This is a genomic window from Micromonospora sp. WMMD1102 (assembly GCF_029626265.1).
Classification (GTDB): Bacteria; Actinomycetota; Actinomycetes; order Mycobacteriales; family Micromonosporaceae; genus Plantactinospora.
Genome location: NZ_JARUBN010000001.1, coordinates 2,771,148 through 2,784,252 on the forward strand (window position 1 = coordinate 2,771,148; position 13,105 = coordinate 2,784,252).

Sequence of the window (13,105 nt, forward strand, 5' to 3'; positions counted from 1 at the left end):
GCAACCGGTGCGGGCGCCGTCCGGTCAGTCGGCGGACACCACCTTGATGGTCTGCTCGGCCGGCAGCCCGGGGCGCGTGCGCACCACAGCGCGCCTTGGCACGGCTCGGTTCGGCTGGTCGCGGGTCACAGGGTGGTCAGGCCGTGCGCGCGGAACTGGTCGCGTACCCGCGCCAGCAGCTCCGGCGACGGCGGCGGGGTCTCCGCGAGCGGGAAGCGCAGCCCCAGGGCCGCGTACTTGGCCGCGCCGAGACGGTGGAACGGCAGCACCTCGACCCGTTGCACCGTGCCGAGCGCGGCGGCCTGCCGGGCCACCGCCTCGACGTTGGCCGGCGCGTCGGTCAGGCCCGGCACGAGCACGAACCGGATCCACATCGGATTGCCCCGGTCCGCGAGCCGGCGGGCGAACCGCAGCGTCGGGGCCAGCTCGCCGCCGGTCACCCTGCGGTAGGTCGCCGGGTCGCCGGACTTGATGTCGAGCAGCACCAGACTGGTGGCGTCCAGCAGTGCGTCGCCGGCCCGGTCGCCGAGCCCCCCCGAGGTGTCCAGCGCGGTGTGCAGGCCCGCGTCCCGGGCCCGGAGCAGCAGCGCCGCGGTGAAGGCCGGCTGGAGCAGCGGCTCGCCCCCGCTGACGGTGAGGCCGCCGCCGGAGACCTGGATGAACCGGGTGAAGCCGGAGACCAGTCCCCAGAGCGCGTCGAGGTCGGTGCGCTGGCCGGGCCGGATCCGCCAGGTGTCCGGGTTCTGGCAGTACCGGCAGCGCAGCGGGCAGCCGGCCAGGAACACCACGAACCTGGTGCCGGGACCGTCCACCCCGGTCGAGACGTCCCAGGAGTGCACGGCCCCGGTGATCGGACCGGCCCCGGTGGTCGCCCCGGCCCCGGTGACCGCAGCGGTTCGGGCGGCGGTGTTCACAGCGAACCGTGGAAGGTGCGGGAGATGACGTCGCGCTGCTGTTCCGGGGTGAGCCGGACGAAGTTGACCGCGTAGCCGGAGACCCGGATCGTCAACTGCGGGTAGCGCTCGGGGTGGGCCATCGCGTCGACCAGGGTGGCCCGGTCGAGCACGTTCACGTTCATGTGGTAGCCGCCGGCGTCGGTGTAGCCGTCCAGTACGCCGACCAGGTTGGTCGTCTGCTCCTCGCGGGTCCGCCCGAGTCCGTCCGGGGTGATGGTGCTGGTCAGCGAGATCCCGTCCCGGGCGCTGGCATACGGCAGCTTCGCCACCGACAGCGCCGAGGCGACCAGCCCGTGCCGGTCCCGGCCGTTGCCGGGGTTGGCACCGGGCGCGAACGGCTCACCCGCGCGCCGCCCGTCCGGGGTGTTCCCGGTGTGCCTGCCGTAGACCACGTTCGAGGTGATGGTCAGCACCGACAGCGTCGGCTCGGCACTGCGGTACGTCGGCTGCCGGCGCAACCGGTCCATGAACGCCTCGACCAGCCAGACGGCGATCGCGTCGGCCCGGTCGTCGTGGTTGCCGTAGCACGGGAAGTCTCCGTCGACGGCGAAGTCGACGGCCAGCCCGGTCTCGTCGCGCAACACCTTCACCTTGGCGTGCTTGATCGCCGAGAGGCTGTCCACCGCGACGGAGAGCCCGGCGATGCCGGTGGCGAGGAACCGGTGCACCGGGTAGTCGTGCAGGGCCATCTCCAGCCGCTCGTAGGCGTACCTGTCGTGCATGTAGTGGATGACGTTGAGCGCGTCGACGTAGGTGGCGACCAGCCAGTCCAGCGTCCGCTCGAAGGCCGCCACCACCTCGTCGTAGTCGAGCACCTCGCCGCCGACCGGTGGCGTCGCCGGGGCCACCTGGGCACCGGTGATCTCGTCCCGGCCGCCGCGTAGAGCAGCGCCTTGGCCACGTTGGCCCGGGCGCCGAAGAACTGCATGTCCTTGCCGACCCGCATCGCCGAGACGCAGCAGGCGATCGCGGTGTCGTCGCCGAACCCAGGGCGCAGCAGCTCGTCGTTCTGGTACTGCACCGCGCTGGTGTCCAGCGACACCTGGGCGCAGTACCGCTTGAAGCCGTCGGGCAGGGCCGGCGACCACAGCACGGTGAGGTTGGGCTCCGGTGCCGGGCCGAGATTGTGCAGGGTGCGCAGGAACCGGAAGGCGGTCCGGGTCACCAGGGTACGGCCGTCCCGGCCCATCCCGCCGAGCGCCTCGGTGACCCAGGTCGGGTCGCCGGAGAAGAGCTGGTCGTACTCGGGGGTGCGCAGGAAGCGGATGATCCGCAACTTGATCACCAGGTCGTCGACGAGTTCCTGCGCCTGCTCCTCGGTCAGCCGCCCCTCGGCCAGGTCCCGCTGGAGATAGACGTCGAGGAAGGTGGCGGTGCGGCCGAGCGACATCGCCGCCCCGTTCTGCTCCTTGGTCGCCGCCAGGTAGCCGAAGTAGAGCCACTGGATCGCCTCCCGGCCGGTGCTGGCCGGGCCGGAGATGTCGTACCCGTAGCCGGCCGCCATCGTCTTCAGCTCGTCCAGCGCCCGGACCTGCTCGGCCAGCTCCTCCCGGTCCCGGATCACCGCCGGGGAGGAGCGGTACGCGTCGAGCCGGGCCCGGTCGGCGAGCCGGCCGGCGACGAGCTGGTCGACACCGTAGAGCGGGATCCGGCGGTAGTCGCCGATGATCCGTCCCCGGCCGTAGGAGTCCGGCAGCCCGGTGATCACGTGCGAGCGGCGGGCCCGCCGGACCGCGTCCGGGTACGCGTCGAAAACCCCGTCGTTGTGCGTCTTGCGGTGCCGGGTGAACGTCTCCAGCACCCGCGGATCGAGGCTGCGGCCGTACGCCTCCAGGGCGGTCTGCACCATCCGGATCCCACCGGCCGGCAGGATCGCCCGGCGCAGCGGCGCGTCGGTCTGCAACCCGACGATCAGCTCGTGCTCCCGGTCGAGGTATCCCGGCCCGTGCGAGGTGATCGTCGACGGGGTGCCGGCGTCGACGTCGTAGATCCCCCGGCGCCGCTCCTCGGCGAAGAGCGGCCCGAGCCCGTCCCAGAGCGCGGTGGTGCGCGCCGTGGGGCCGGCCAGGAAGGCGCCGTCCCCCTCGTAGGGCGTGTAGTTCTGCCGGATGAACGCGGCGACGTCGATCCGGTGCCGCCATTCCGTGCCCTCGAATCCGCGCCAGGCGTCGAGCGTGGTCATCGTCTCCTCCTGTCGGCTCGGGGCCGGGTCGGGCAGTCGCCGGGACTGCCGCGTACCGCCGGTCCGCCCTCGCTCCGGGGTCACCCCCAGCCTCGCCCCGACCGGACCGGGCGGGGCAGGGCCACAGGTCCCGTCGGGGCCGGGACCTCGGTACCGACCGGCGGTGTGTGACGCGACGCTCCCGGCCGGACCGAGGTCACGGGCCCACGCCGCCCGGCACACCGGGCGGCGGACCCGGCAGATCCGGCAGGTCTGGTGGATCTGGTGGAGCTGGCAGGTCTGGCGGATCCGGCGTGATCCGGAAGACCGGAAAGCGCGCTGCCACCCGCTCGAACTCGGCGAGCGGGGCACCCTGCCGGACCGGCAGGTGCGGTCGGGCGCCGGGGGCCAGGTCGAGGTAGCGGCGCAGGATCGGCGCCCGCCGGGCCGCCGGTACGGCCCGCAGCCGGACCGGTTCCCGGCCGCCGTGCCGGCGGAGGACGGCCCGGCCGCTGGCCGCGCGGACGTTGCGGACCCAGTTGGCGTCCGGACCGAGCATCGACACCAGGTAACGCTCGCCGTCGAGGTCGGCGACGACCAGCGGCAGCGCCACCGGGCGGCCGGTGCGCCGTCCGGGCACCTCCAGGGTGACCCAGTTGGGGTGGGCCAGCAGGCCGGCCGCGAACTGCCAGGCCGACATCCGGTTGAGCAGCCGGGCCAGCCGGTTCGGGCGGCCGCCCCGGTACATCCACCGCAGGCACCGGTGCCACCCGGCGGTCCCGCGGCCGACCGGGATCCCGCGCTCGGTCATGATCTGTCCTCTCCGGATCGGGACGTGCAGGCCGGCCGGCCGACCGGCCGGACCAACGAGATGCACCTCGATGTCCCGGGAACTCACCGAGTCCTGCTCGGCGGTTCGACGACAAGCCGGTGGGCCCGCAGGATCCGGGCCCACCAAGGTCGGCCGGCCGAGGTCAGGCCGGGTGCCGGTACGCCCTTGAGGCTCACCCAGCCGCCGGGACCCATTCGGATGCCGCCGACGGCCGGGGCGGGCCGGCGGCGGACCACCACCGCCGTGACGACGGCGGCGGCCAGGACCACTGCCGCGAGGGCCTCCACGTCGAACGCGGGCCGGTAGCGGACCGTTCCGCCGGCCAGCAGGTACGCGCCGACCGGGCGCGGGTGGGTGCGGCCCCGGACCACCGGCACCAGCGTGACCGGCTCGGGTCGGCCCAGCTCGACCGGTGGTCCGACGGGAGTGTTCTGTTCGGCCGGTGTGCCGGGTGGGGTGCTCTGTTCGGCCGGTGGTCCGGCGGGAGGGATCGGGTCGTCAGGTGGATGCAGGAGGATCTCGGGCATCGCGGGCCTCGCTAACGGCTGTCAGAGGTGGTCGACGTCCGGGCGGCGACCGCGGCGCGGCCGGCCTCCAGCCGGGCGACCGGGACCCGGAACGGCGAGCAGGAGACGTAGTCCAGGCCGGCGTCGTGGAAGAAGTGGATCGAGTCCGGCTCGCCGCCGTGCTCGCCGCAGACCCCGATCCTCAGGTCGGGGCGGGCCGCCCGGCCCTCCTCGGTGGCGATCCGCACCAGCCGCCCCACCCCCGAGGTGTCGATCGACTCGAACGGGGAGACGCCGAAGATGCCCATCCCCAGGTAGCGGGGGAAGAACTCGCCCTCCACGTCGTCCCGGGAGAAGCCCCAACCGAGCTGGGTCAGGTCGTTGGTGCCGAACGAGAAGAACTCCGCCACCCCGGCGATCTCACCGGCGGTCAACGCCGCCCGGGGTACCTCGATCATCGTGCCGATCGGCACCGGGGGCAGCCCGTCGGTCTCGGCGAGGATCTGCTCCGCCTCGGCGCGTACCGCAGCCAGTTCCGGCGCGGTCGCGACCAGCGGCACCATGATCTCGGGGCGTGGCGACAACCCGCGCGCCGCGCAGTCGGCGGCGGCCTGCGCGATCGCCCGGACCTGCATGGCGAAGAGCCCGGGGATCACCAGGCCGAGCCGCACCCCGCGCAGGCCCAGCATCGGGTTCTGCTCGTGCATCCGGCGTACCGCGGCCAGCAGCGCGCCGTCCCGGCCCGGATCCCGGCCCAGCGCCTCGGCCCGGGCCACCCGGGCGGTCAGCTCGGCCAGCGGCGGCAGGAACTCGTGCAACGGCGGGTCCAGCAGCCGTACCGTCACCGGCAGGCCGTCCATCGCCTCGAAGATCTGCACGAAGTCAGCGCGCTGCGACGGCAGCAGGGCGGCCAGCGCTGCCGCCCGCTCACCGTCGCCGTCGGCCAGGATGAGCCGCTCGACCAGGGCCCGGCGCTCGCCGAGGAACATGTGCTCGGTGCGGCACAGCCCGATCCCTTCGGCACCGAACCGCCGGGCCCGGCCCGCGTCCACACCGGTGTCGGCGTTCGCCTGGACCCCCAGCCGCCGCACCCGGTCGGCGTGCGTCACCAACCGGTGTACGGCGTCCAGCAGCGCGTCCGTCCCGGCTGCCGGCACATCGCCCTGGAGGTACCTGGCGACGGGCGAGGGACGCACCGGCAGCTCACCCGGGAAGACCTCCCCGGTCGTGCCGTCGATCGAGACGACGTCTCCCTCGGACACCACCGTCCCGGCCACGCTGAACCGCCTGCCGGTCGCGTCGACGTCCAGCGCCTCCGCCCCGCACACGCAGGTCCGCCCCATGCCGCGCGCCACCACGGCGGCGTGCGACGTCTTGCCGCCCCGGGAGGTGAGGATGCCCTGTGCGGCGATCATGCCGGGCAGGTCGTCCGGGTTCGTCTCCCGGCGTACCAGGATCACCCGCTCGCCGGTAGCCGCCCACTGTGCCGCCCGGACCGCGTCGAAGACCACCCGTCCGCTGGCCGCGCCGGGCGAGGCCGGTATGCCGACCGCGAGCGGCTTAGGCGCCGCCGTACGGTCGAAGCGCGGGAACATGAGCTGGTCGAGTTGCGCACCGGTGACCCGGAGCAGCGCCTCGTCCAGCTCGATCACACCCTCGTCGACCAGTTGGGCGGCGATGGTGAACGCCGCCGCCGGGGTGCGCTTGCCGACCCGGGTCTGCAACATCCACAGTTTCCCGCGCTCGATCGTGAACTCGATGTCGCACAGGTCCCGGTAGTGCCGCTCCAGCATCGCCATGATCGAGGTCAACTGGGCGAAGCTGCGCGCGTCGAGCCGCTCCAACTCCTCCAGCGGCACCGGGGTCCGGATGCCGGCGACCACGTCCTCGCCCTGCGCGTTGGCCAGGTAGTCGCCGTACACGCCAGTGGCGCCGGTGGCCGGGTCGCGGGTGAAGGCCACCCCCGTACCGGAGTCGGGGCCGAGGTTGCCGAAGACCATCGCCATCACGTTCACGGCGGTACCGAGGTCGTGCGGGATGTGCTCCTGCCGCCGGTACAGCACGGCCCGCTCGGTGTTCCAGGACGCGAAGACCGCCTCGATGGCCTGGTAGAGCTGCTCGTGCGGCGCCTGCGGGAAGTCCCGGCCGGTGTGGTCGTGGAAGACCTTCTTGTAGACGTCGACCAGGTGCCGCAGGTCCGCCTCGGTCAGCTCGGCGTCGTTGGCGACCCCGGCGTGTGACCGGTGCGCCGCCAACTCCCGCTCGAACGCCTCGGCCGGCACGCCCCGCACGGTCCGGCCGAACATCGCGATCAGCCGCCGGTACGAGTCCCAGGCCGCCCGGGGATCGCCGGAACACGCCGCCAGCCCCGGTACGCTCGCGTCGGTCAGTCCGATGTCGAGAATCGTCTCCATCATCCCGGGCATGGAGTATTTTCCGCCGGACCGCACCGAGAGCAGCAGCGGGTCCCGGGGATCGCCGAACACCTTGCCGAACCGGTCCTCGACCAGTCGCAGATGCCGGTTCACCTGGTCGAACAGTCCTGCCGGGACGGTGCCGGTGGCCAGGTAGCCGCGGCACGCCTCGGTGCTGACCGTGAACCCGGGCGGCACCGGCAGCCCCAGCCGGGTCATCTCGGCCAGGTTCGCGCCCTTGCCGCCGAGCAGCTCCGCCAGGTCCTTGCCGCCCTCGATGAAGTCGAACACGTACTTGGGCATCACCGGCCGCCTCTCGTCTCCCTCGACGCGGATCGTCACCTTGTTGGTAACAGGGTGGGAGCCGCGCGTCGTAGGGCCGGACGGGACCGTGCCGGCGGGACCTTCGCCCCGACGGGGCGCGGGGCGCAGCCGACGGTCGCCGGCTGCGCCCCGGGGCTCGGGCGAGCCGGGCTCAGCCGACCGGCGCCGGTGCCGCGCTGTCGTCGGTGCGCTGTCCGGCCCCGGCCGGTCGCCGCAGGTGTGCCTCGATGGCCTCGATCACCCGGGGGCGGAGTTCGGCGGCCCGGACGACGGCGTCGACGGAGCCGACCTCGACGGCGCGCTGGATGTTGTGCACGCGGTCGAACTCCGTGGCCACCTCGCCGAGCTTCTCGGCCCGTACCGTCAGGCGCAGCTCGTCGAGTTCCGCGGTCAGCGCCGCGCGGTCCGCACCGGACGCGGACGCCACCCGGGCCTCCAGGTCACGTACCCGGGGGTCGGCCGCGGTGCGCGCGTCGACGTCGCCGGCGAAGACCGCGGCGGCGGCCGGGGCACCGCCGAGCACCGAGGCGAACGAGCCCTCCAGCGCCAGTACGGTCATCCCGGGGTTCAGCGTTTTGGAGAAGACCACGAACGCGCCGCCGTGGTACCGCGAGATCACGCAGAACACGATCGGTCCGCGGAAGTTGACGACCGCCCGGCCGATCTCGGCGCCGTACTCCAGTTGCAGCTTGCGCATCGACTCCGGGGAGCCGTCGAAGCCGGACAGGTTCGCCAGCACCACCAGCGGCCGGTTGCCGCTGGCGGCGTTGATCGCCCGGGCGGCCTTCTTGGACGACGCCGGGAAGAGCGTGCCCGCCGTGTAGGAGTCCGGGCCGTCGGTGGGCGGGAAGCCGCGCCGGGGCACCGTCCGGGACTCGATGCCGAGCAGGCAGACCGGGATGCCGCCGAGGTAGACGTCCTGGACGACGGCGGTCTCCGCGTCGGCCATCCCGGCCCAGCGCTCCAGCACCGGATGGTCCTGGTCGGCCAGCGCCCGCATCACCGTACGGATGTCGAACGGCTTCTTCCGGTCCGGGTTCGCCTCGGCGGAGAAGATCTCGCCGACGGTGTTGAAGTCGCTGCCCGGCACCGCGTGCGGGAAGTCCCGGATGTCCCGGTCGACCGGGTCGGTGCTGGCCGCCCGGCGCGGTGTCGCCTCACCCGGCGCCAGGTACGTGTGGTCGTAGTGCGCCATCAGCAGGTCCCGGGCGGCGGCCAGGTCGGGCGCCCAGTACTGCGCCTGCCCGTTCGGGCCCATCACCCGGTCGTAGCCGCCGATGCCGAAGTTGTCCTCGGCCGACACTCCGCCGGAGAAGTCCAGCGCCTGCTTGCCGGTGAGCACCATCGCCGACTCGGGGGTCATCACCAGGATGCCCCTGGTGTGCATCAGCATCGTCGCCTCGGCGTTCCAGTACGGCTGCGCGCCGACGTTGATGCCGGCGACCACGATGTTGATCTCACCGCCGGCCTGGGTGAACTCGACGATCCGCTTGAGCGCTGCCGCCACCCAGTCCATGTTCTCGGTGCCGGACGTCATGGAGATCCGGGCACCGGCGGAGAGCGCGTACCACTCCAGTGGCACCCCCAGCCGCTGCGCCAGGTCGAGTGCGGCGATCACCCGGCGGCACTCCGGCTCCGACAGGGCACCCAGCGACTTGGTCGGGTCGCCGAGCAGCACGACCCGGGTGACGCCCTGCGGGTGCCGGGCGGTCGGGGTGCTGACCAGGCCGGCGACGATCGCCGCCCGGTTGTGCCCCTTCGGCCGGTCGACGGGCACCAGCGTGTGGTCGTCGTCGAGATCGTGCTCGACGAAGTCGCCGAGCAGCCCGGTCAGCTCGTACGGGTACACCGTGTTGCGGCTGCTCGCCCGGAGCACCTTCAGCCGGTAGTCGTCGAGCGGCTCGACCGGCTCGGTCGGCGGCTCGCCGATGGTCAGCTCGGCACCGCCGGTCACGTCGAAGGAGATCCGTACGCCGACCTTCGTCAGTGCGCCGGTCGCGGGGTCGCGCTGGCGGGCGATGAAGAGGATCTCCTCCAGCCCGGCTCCGGCGGTCGTCGGGCGTACCCGCCCGGCGATCATCTCCATCTCCTCCCGGGTGAGGCCGACCGGCGGCCAGACGTAGATCACGATCCGGTTGGTGTTGAAGCGGGTCTTCGACGGCCGGCGCGACTGGGCCCGGCGGATCGAGTCGAGGCAGGCGGCGACGGTGTCCTCGGTGGTCGGCAGCGCCACCAGCCGGCCGTCCTGCTCGCGCAGCTCGGTCAGGTCGCGCACCTGTGCGAAGGCGACCAGGCGCTGGTCGGACGGGTTCTCCCGGGCCACTCCCTGGAAGAGGTAGACCTCCTCGTCCGCCGACGGCAGCCGGGTCAGGTCGAACTCGCGCAGCCGCTCGATCTGCATCCGCTGCGCGATGTACGGGTGCAGCCCCCGGATCAGCCGCTCCTCGGCCATCCCAGCCCGCTGCCCGTCGCCCGTCCCGGCCGGTTGCCCGTCCGTCGTCTCCGTGCTGACGGGTCGGAACGTGAAGTGATGGTGCATCACCGCACCGCCGCGACCCGCGACGGTGGTGGTGAGCCGGCGGACCTGCGCCGGCAGCGGATGCGCGTTCACCACCTCCAGCAGCGCGTTCGCCATCTCGTCGAAGTCCTCCGGCTGGTTCTCCCAGCCGAGGTAGACGTCGGCGTCGACGGCGTCCCCGCCACCGGCCAGCTCGGCTAGGCCGCGCAGGGCGCCGCCCAGCGCGTCGAAGCGTACGGCGGCGGAGACGAGGCGGGAGTCGGCGCGCTGCGCGACCACGAAGGTGCAGCCCGCGGCCTGCCGGGTCGCCACGCCGGTCAGCCCCTTGTTGCCGTAGTACCGCCGGGTGAGCACCTCCAGCATCACCGCGTTGTCGAGGTGGTCGCGGACGAGTCGCTGGCCGAGCAGCCGGACCAGCGGCTCGGTGCTGCGTACCATCTCGGCGATCCGCTCGGCGCGGTCCGGTGCGTCCGGCCGGGCGTCCAGGTGCCGCAGGTGGGCGCGGACCCGGGCGTAGACGCGGGCGCGGTTGCGCCGCAGCAGCGGCTGGGCGAACCAGCCGAAGACCACGCCCCGGGCGAGGTCGGCGACCACCGGGAAGCGGACCTGTGTCGCGGCGATCAGCCGCTCCAGGGCGAGACCGGCCGGCTCGCGCAGGCTCTCGTCCGGCGGCGGCTCCCGCAGCCAGTCGCGCAGCAGCGCAGCGACGACGACGGCGGCGTCGGCGGCGGCGCGCTGCTGGGCGAGGAAGATCCGGAACACCGCCGCCTCGAGTTCCGGCGACCGGTCCAGTTCGGTGACGCCGTAGTGCCCGAGCGCCCGGGCGAGCTTGGCCTGGAACGCGTCCGGCAGCCCGGCCCGCTCGACGTCGAGGCTCTGTAGGTAGGTGTGGAAGTACTCGCGGGCGCTGTGCACGTGCGCCTCGCCGCCGCCGTCCTCGCCGCCGGGCCGGTTGCGGCTCAGCTCGGCGAGGTTGGCGAAGACGTCGACGAGGTCGAGTTCGGCGACCAGCGGCCGGTGGCCGGCCTCGATGGCCGTCCGCCGGGTGGCGAGGTAGTCGTCGAGCACCCGGCGGTCGTCGTGCGGGTCGACGTCGAAGCCGAGCAGCAGGCCGCGCAGGTCCTCCTGGCCGCGCCGGACGCGCTGGTCCGCCGGAGCCTCGTCGGGGGCGGCCGGCAGGTCCAGCTTGACGGAGGCGGCGGCCGGGCCGTCGTCGGTGCCGTCGCCGAGCGGCTCCAGCCGCAGCAGCGGGGCGCCGGCCTGCACCTGGCTGCCGACCGAGACGGTGCACTCCTTCAGCCGTGCCTTGAACGGCGCCCGCAGCACCGTCTCCATCTTCATGGCCTCCAGCACCAGCACCGGCGCGCCGGCCTCGACCTCGGCACCGACCCGCAGCGGGGTGGCGACCACCAGCGCGGGCATGGGGGAGCGGAGCACGCCGCCCTCGTCCCGACTGACCCGGTGCGTCACCCCGGCCACCTCGACCAGGTGGGTCGGTCCGTGCGTGCCGGTGAGCAGCCGGTACCGGTTGCCGTTGACGACGATCTGCCCGCTGTGCCGGTCGAAGCGGTCGAGTTCGACGTCGGCGGTGCGGATCCCGCCGCCGGACTCGATGCCGACCCGGAACCGGTGCGGCCCGACCCGGGCCACCCGCAGCCGGTAGCCGGCCCCGCGCAACTTGAGGTCCAGTGGCCGGCCGCTGGCGTGCTGCACCTGTGGGCGCCCGCCGGCCGCCGTGGCCAGCAGCCGCCGTCGTTCGGCGCGCTCCTCCTCCTCGTACGTCTCGATCGCCGCCGCCGCCAGCGCGACGGCGGAGTGCCGGTGCGCGACCAGCCGGCCCTCGCCGCGGACCCGGTCGATCCAGCCGGTGTCCGCGCTGGCGTCGATGACCTCGGGCTGGTCGAGCAGGTCGAGCACGAAGCTCTTGTTCGTCGCGCCGCCCTCGATCACCACAGTGGTCTCGGCCATCGCCCGGCGCAGCCTGCCGAGTGCCTCGGCACGGTCCCGGCCGTAGGCGATGACCTTGGCGATCATCGAGTCGAAGTCGGCGGGGATGGTGTCACCCTCGCTGACGCCGGTGTCCACCCGGATGCCCGGCCCGGCCGGCAGGTCCAGCCTGGCGATCCGGCCGGGGGAGGGCGCGAAGTCGCGGTCCGGGTCCTCGGCGTTGAGCCGGGCCTCGACGGCGTGCCCGCGCTCCACCGGTGGCCGGCCCTCCAGCCGGCCACCCGAGGCCACCTGCAACTGTGCCTTGACCAGGTCGAACCCGGTGGTGGCCTCGGTGATCGGATGCTCGACCTGAAGCCGCGTGTTCACCTCCAGGAACGCGAACAGCCGGTCGCCGGGGTGGTAGAGGAACTCGACTGTCGCCGCACCCCGGTAACCGACCGCGACGGCGAGCCGCTCGGCCGACGCCTTCAGCTCGGCCGCCTGCTCCGGAGCGAGCACCGGCGACGCCGACTCCTCGATCACCTTCTGGTTGCGCCGCTGCACCGAACAGTCCCGGACGCCGAGCGCCCAGGCGGTGCCCTGACCGTCGGCGATCACCTGGACCTCGACGTGCCGGGCGCCGGTGACCAGGCGTTCCAGGAAGACGACACCGCTGCCGAAGGCCCGTGCCGCCTCCTGGCGGGTCCGCTCGAAGGCGTCGGCGAGTTCGGCGTCGTTGGTGATCACCCGGATGCCGCGTCCACCGCCACCGGCGGTCGCCTTCAACATCAGCGGATAACCGATCTCGGCCGCCGCCACCAGCGCGGCGTCCAGGGTCTCGACCGCGCCCCGGCTCCACGGCGCGACCGGCACCCCGACCTCCTCGGCGAGGAGCTTCGCGCCGATCTTGTCGCCGAGTTGGCGCATGGCGTCCGGGCTCGGCCCGACGAAGGTGACCCCGATCTTCTCGCAGAGTTCCGCGAAGGCCGGGTCCTCGGCGACGAAGCCCCAGCCGACCCAGGCGGCGTCGGCGCCGGTCCGCAGCAGCGCGCGCTCCAGCGCCGCCATGTCCAGGTACGGGCGGGCGGCGGCCGGACCGAGATCGTACGCGATGTCCGCTTCCCGCACGAACGTGGCGGTACGGTCGACTTCGGTGTAGAGGGCGACGGTCTCGATCCGCCTCCCGGTCTCCGCAGCCAGCTCCCGGACCGCGTGGATGAGCCGCATCGCGGCCTCACCACGGTTGACGATGGCGATACGGCTGAACACCCGACCGACCCCTCCGGTAGACCCACGACGAACCCGCCACGGGGCGATCGCCCCCGCAGTGATCACTTTTCTGCCTGCGGACCGGCGGCGCCATGTCGTAGGCACCGAACAGTATGCGGCCCGGTTTGTAGGAACCACACAAAAGCTTTTGGCTGTGTCCTCGCCTCGGACCCGACCGGGAACCGGTCACGAATCG

At 73.3% G+C, this 13,105-nt stretch carries 5 protein-coding genes and 1 pseudogene; all 6 read right to left on the reverse strand.

Annotated elements, in window-relative coordinates:
* Positions 1-125 precede the first annotated feature (125 nt).
* Positions 126-914, reverse strand: a complete 789-nt coding sequence (gene pflA / locus O7626_RS12275) for a pyruvate formate-lyase-activating protein (RefSeq protein ID WP_347404781.1) — start codon at positions 912-914, stop codon at positions 126-128.
* Positions 911-3,138 (reverse strand): annotated as a pseudogene (pflB, locus tag O7626_RS12280) (formate C-acetyltransferase). The gene pflA and the pseudogene pflB overlap by 4 nt, the downstream one beginning before the upstream one ends.
* Before the next feature lie 196 nt (positions 3,139-3,334).
* Entirely contained in the window at positions 3,335-3,928 is a 594-nt protein-coding gene (locus O7626_RS12285) for a nitroreductase/quinone reductase family protein (protein WP_278061293.1), read from the reverse strand.
* Positions 3,929-4,011: 83 nt separating this feature from the next.
* Positions 4,012-4,476, reverse strand: a complete 465-nt coding sequence (locus O7626_RS12290; protein WP_278061294.1) for a hypothetical protein — start codon at positions 4,474-4,476, stop codon at positions 4,012-4,014.
* Between the two features lie 11 nt (positions 4,477-4,487).
* On the reverse strand, positions 4,488-7,172 hold the full coding sequence (gene ppdK, locus O7626_RS12295; RefSeq protein ID WP_278061295.1) for a pyruvate, phosphate dikinase: 2,685 nt from the start codon (positions 7,170-7,172) through the stop codon (positions 4,488-4,490).
* A gap of 172 nt (positions 7,173-7,344) precedes the next feature.
* Complete coding sequence (locus tag O7626_RS12300) at positions 7,345-12,909, reverse strand: carboxyl transferase domain-containing protein (protein WP_278061296.1); 5,565 nt, start codon at positions 12,907-12,909, stop codon at positions 7,345-7,347.
* Positions 12,910-13,105 lie beyond the last annotated feature (196 nt).

Excerpts from the sequence above, each read along its gene's own strand:
- ppdK (WP_278061295.1), bottom strand. The coding sequence starts at position 7,172 with ATGCCCAAGTACGTGTTCGACTTCATCGAGGGCGGCAAGGACCTGGCG.
- O7626_RS12285 (WP_278061293.1), bottom strand. The coding sequence starts at position 3,928 with ATGACCGAGCGCGGGATCCCGGTCGGCCGCGGGACCGCCGGGTGGCAC.
- O7626_RS12290 (WP_278061294.1), bottom strand. The coding sequence starts at position 4,476 with ATGCCCGAGATCCTCCTGCATCCACCTGACGACCCGATCCCTCCCGCC.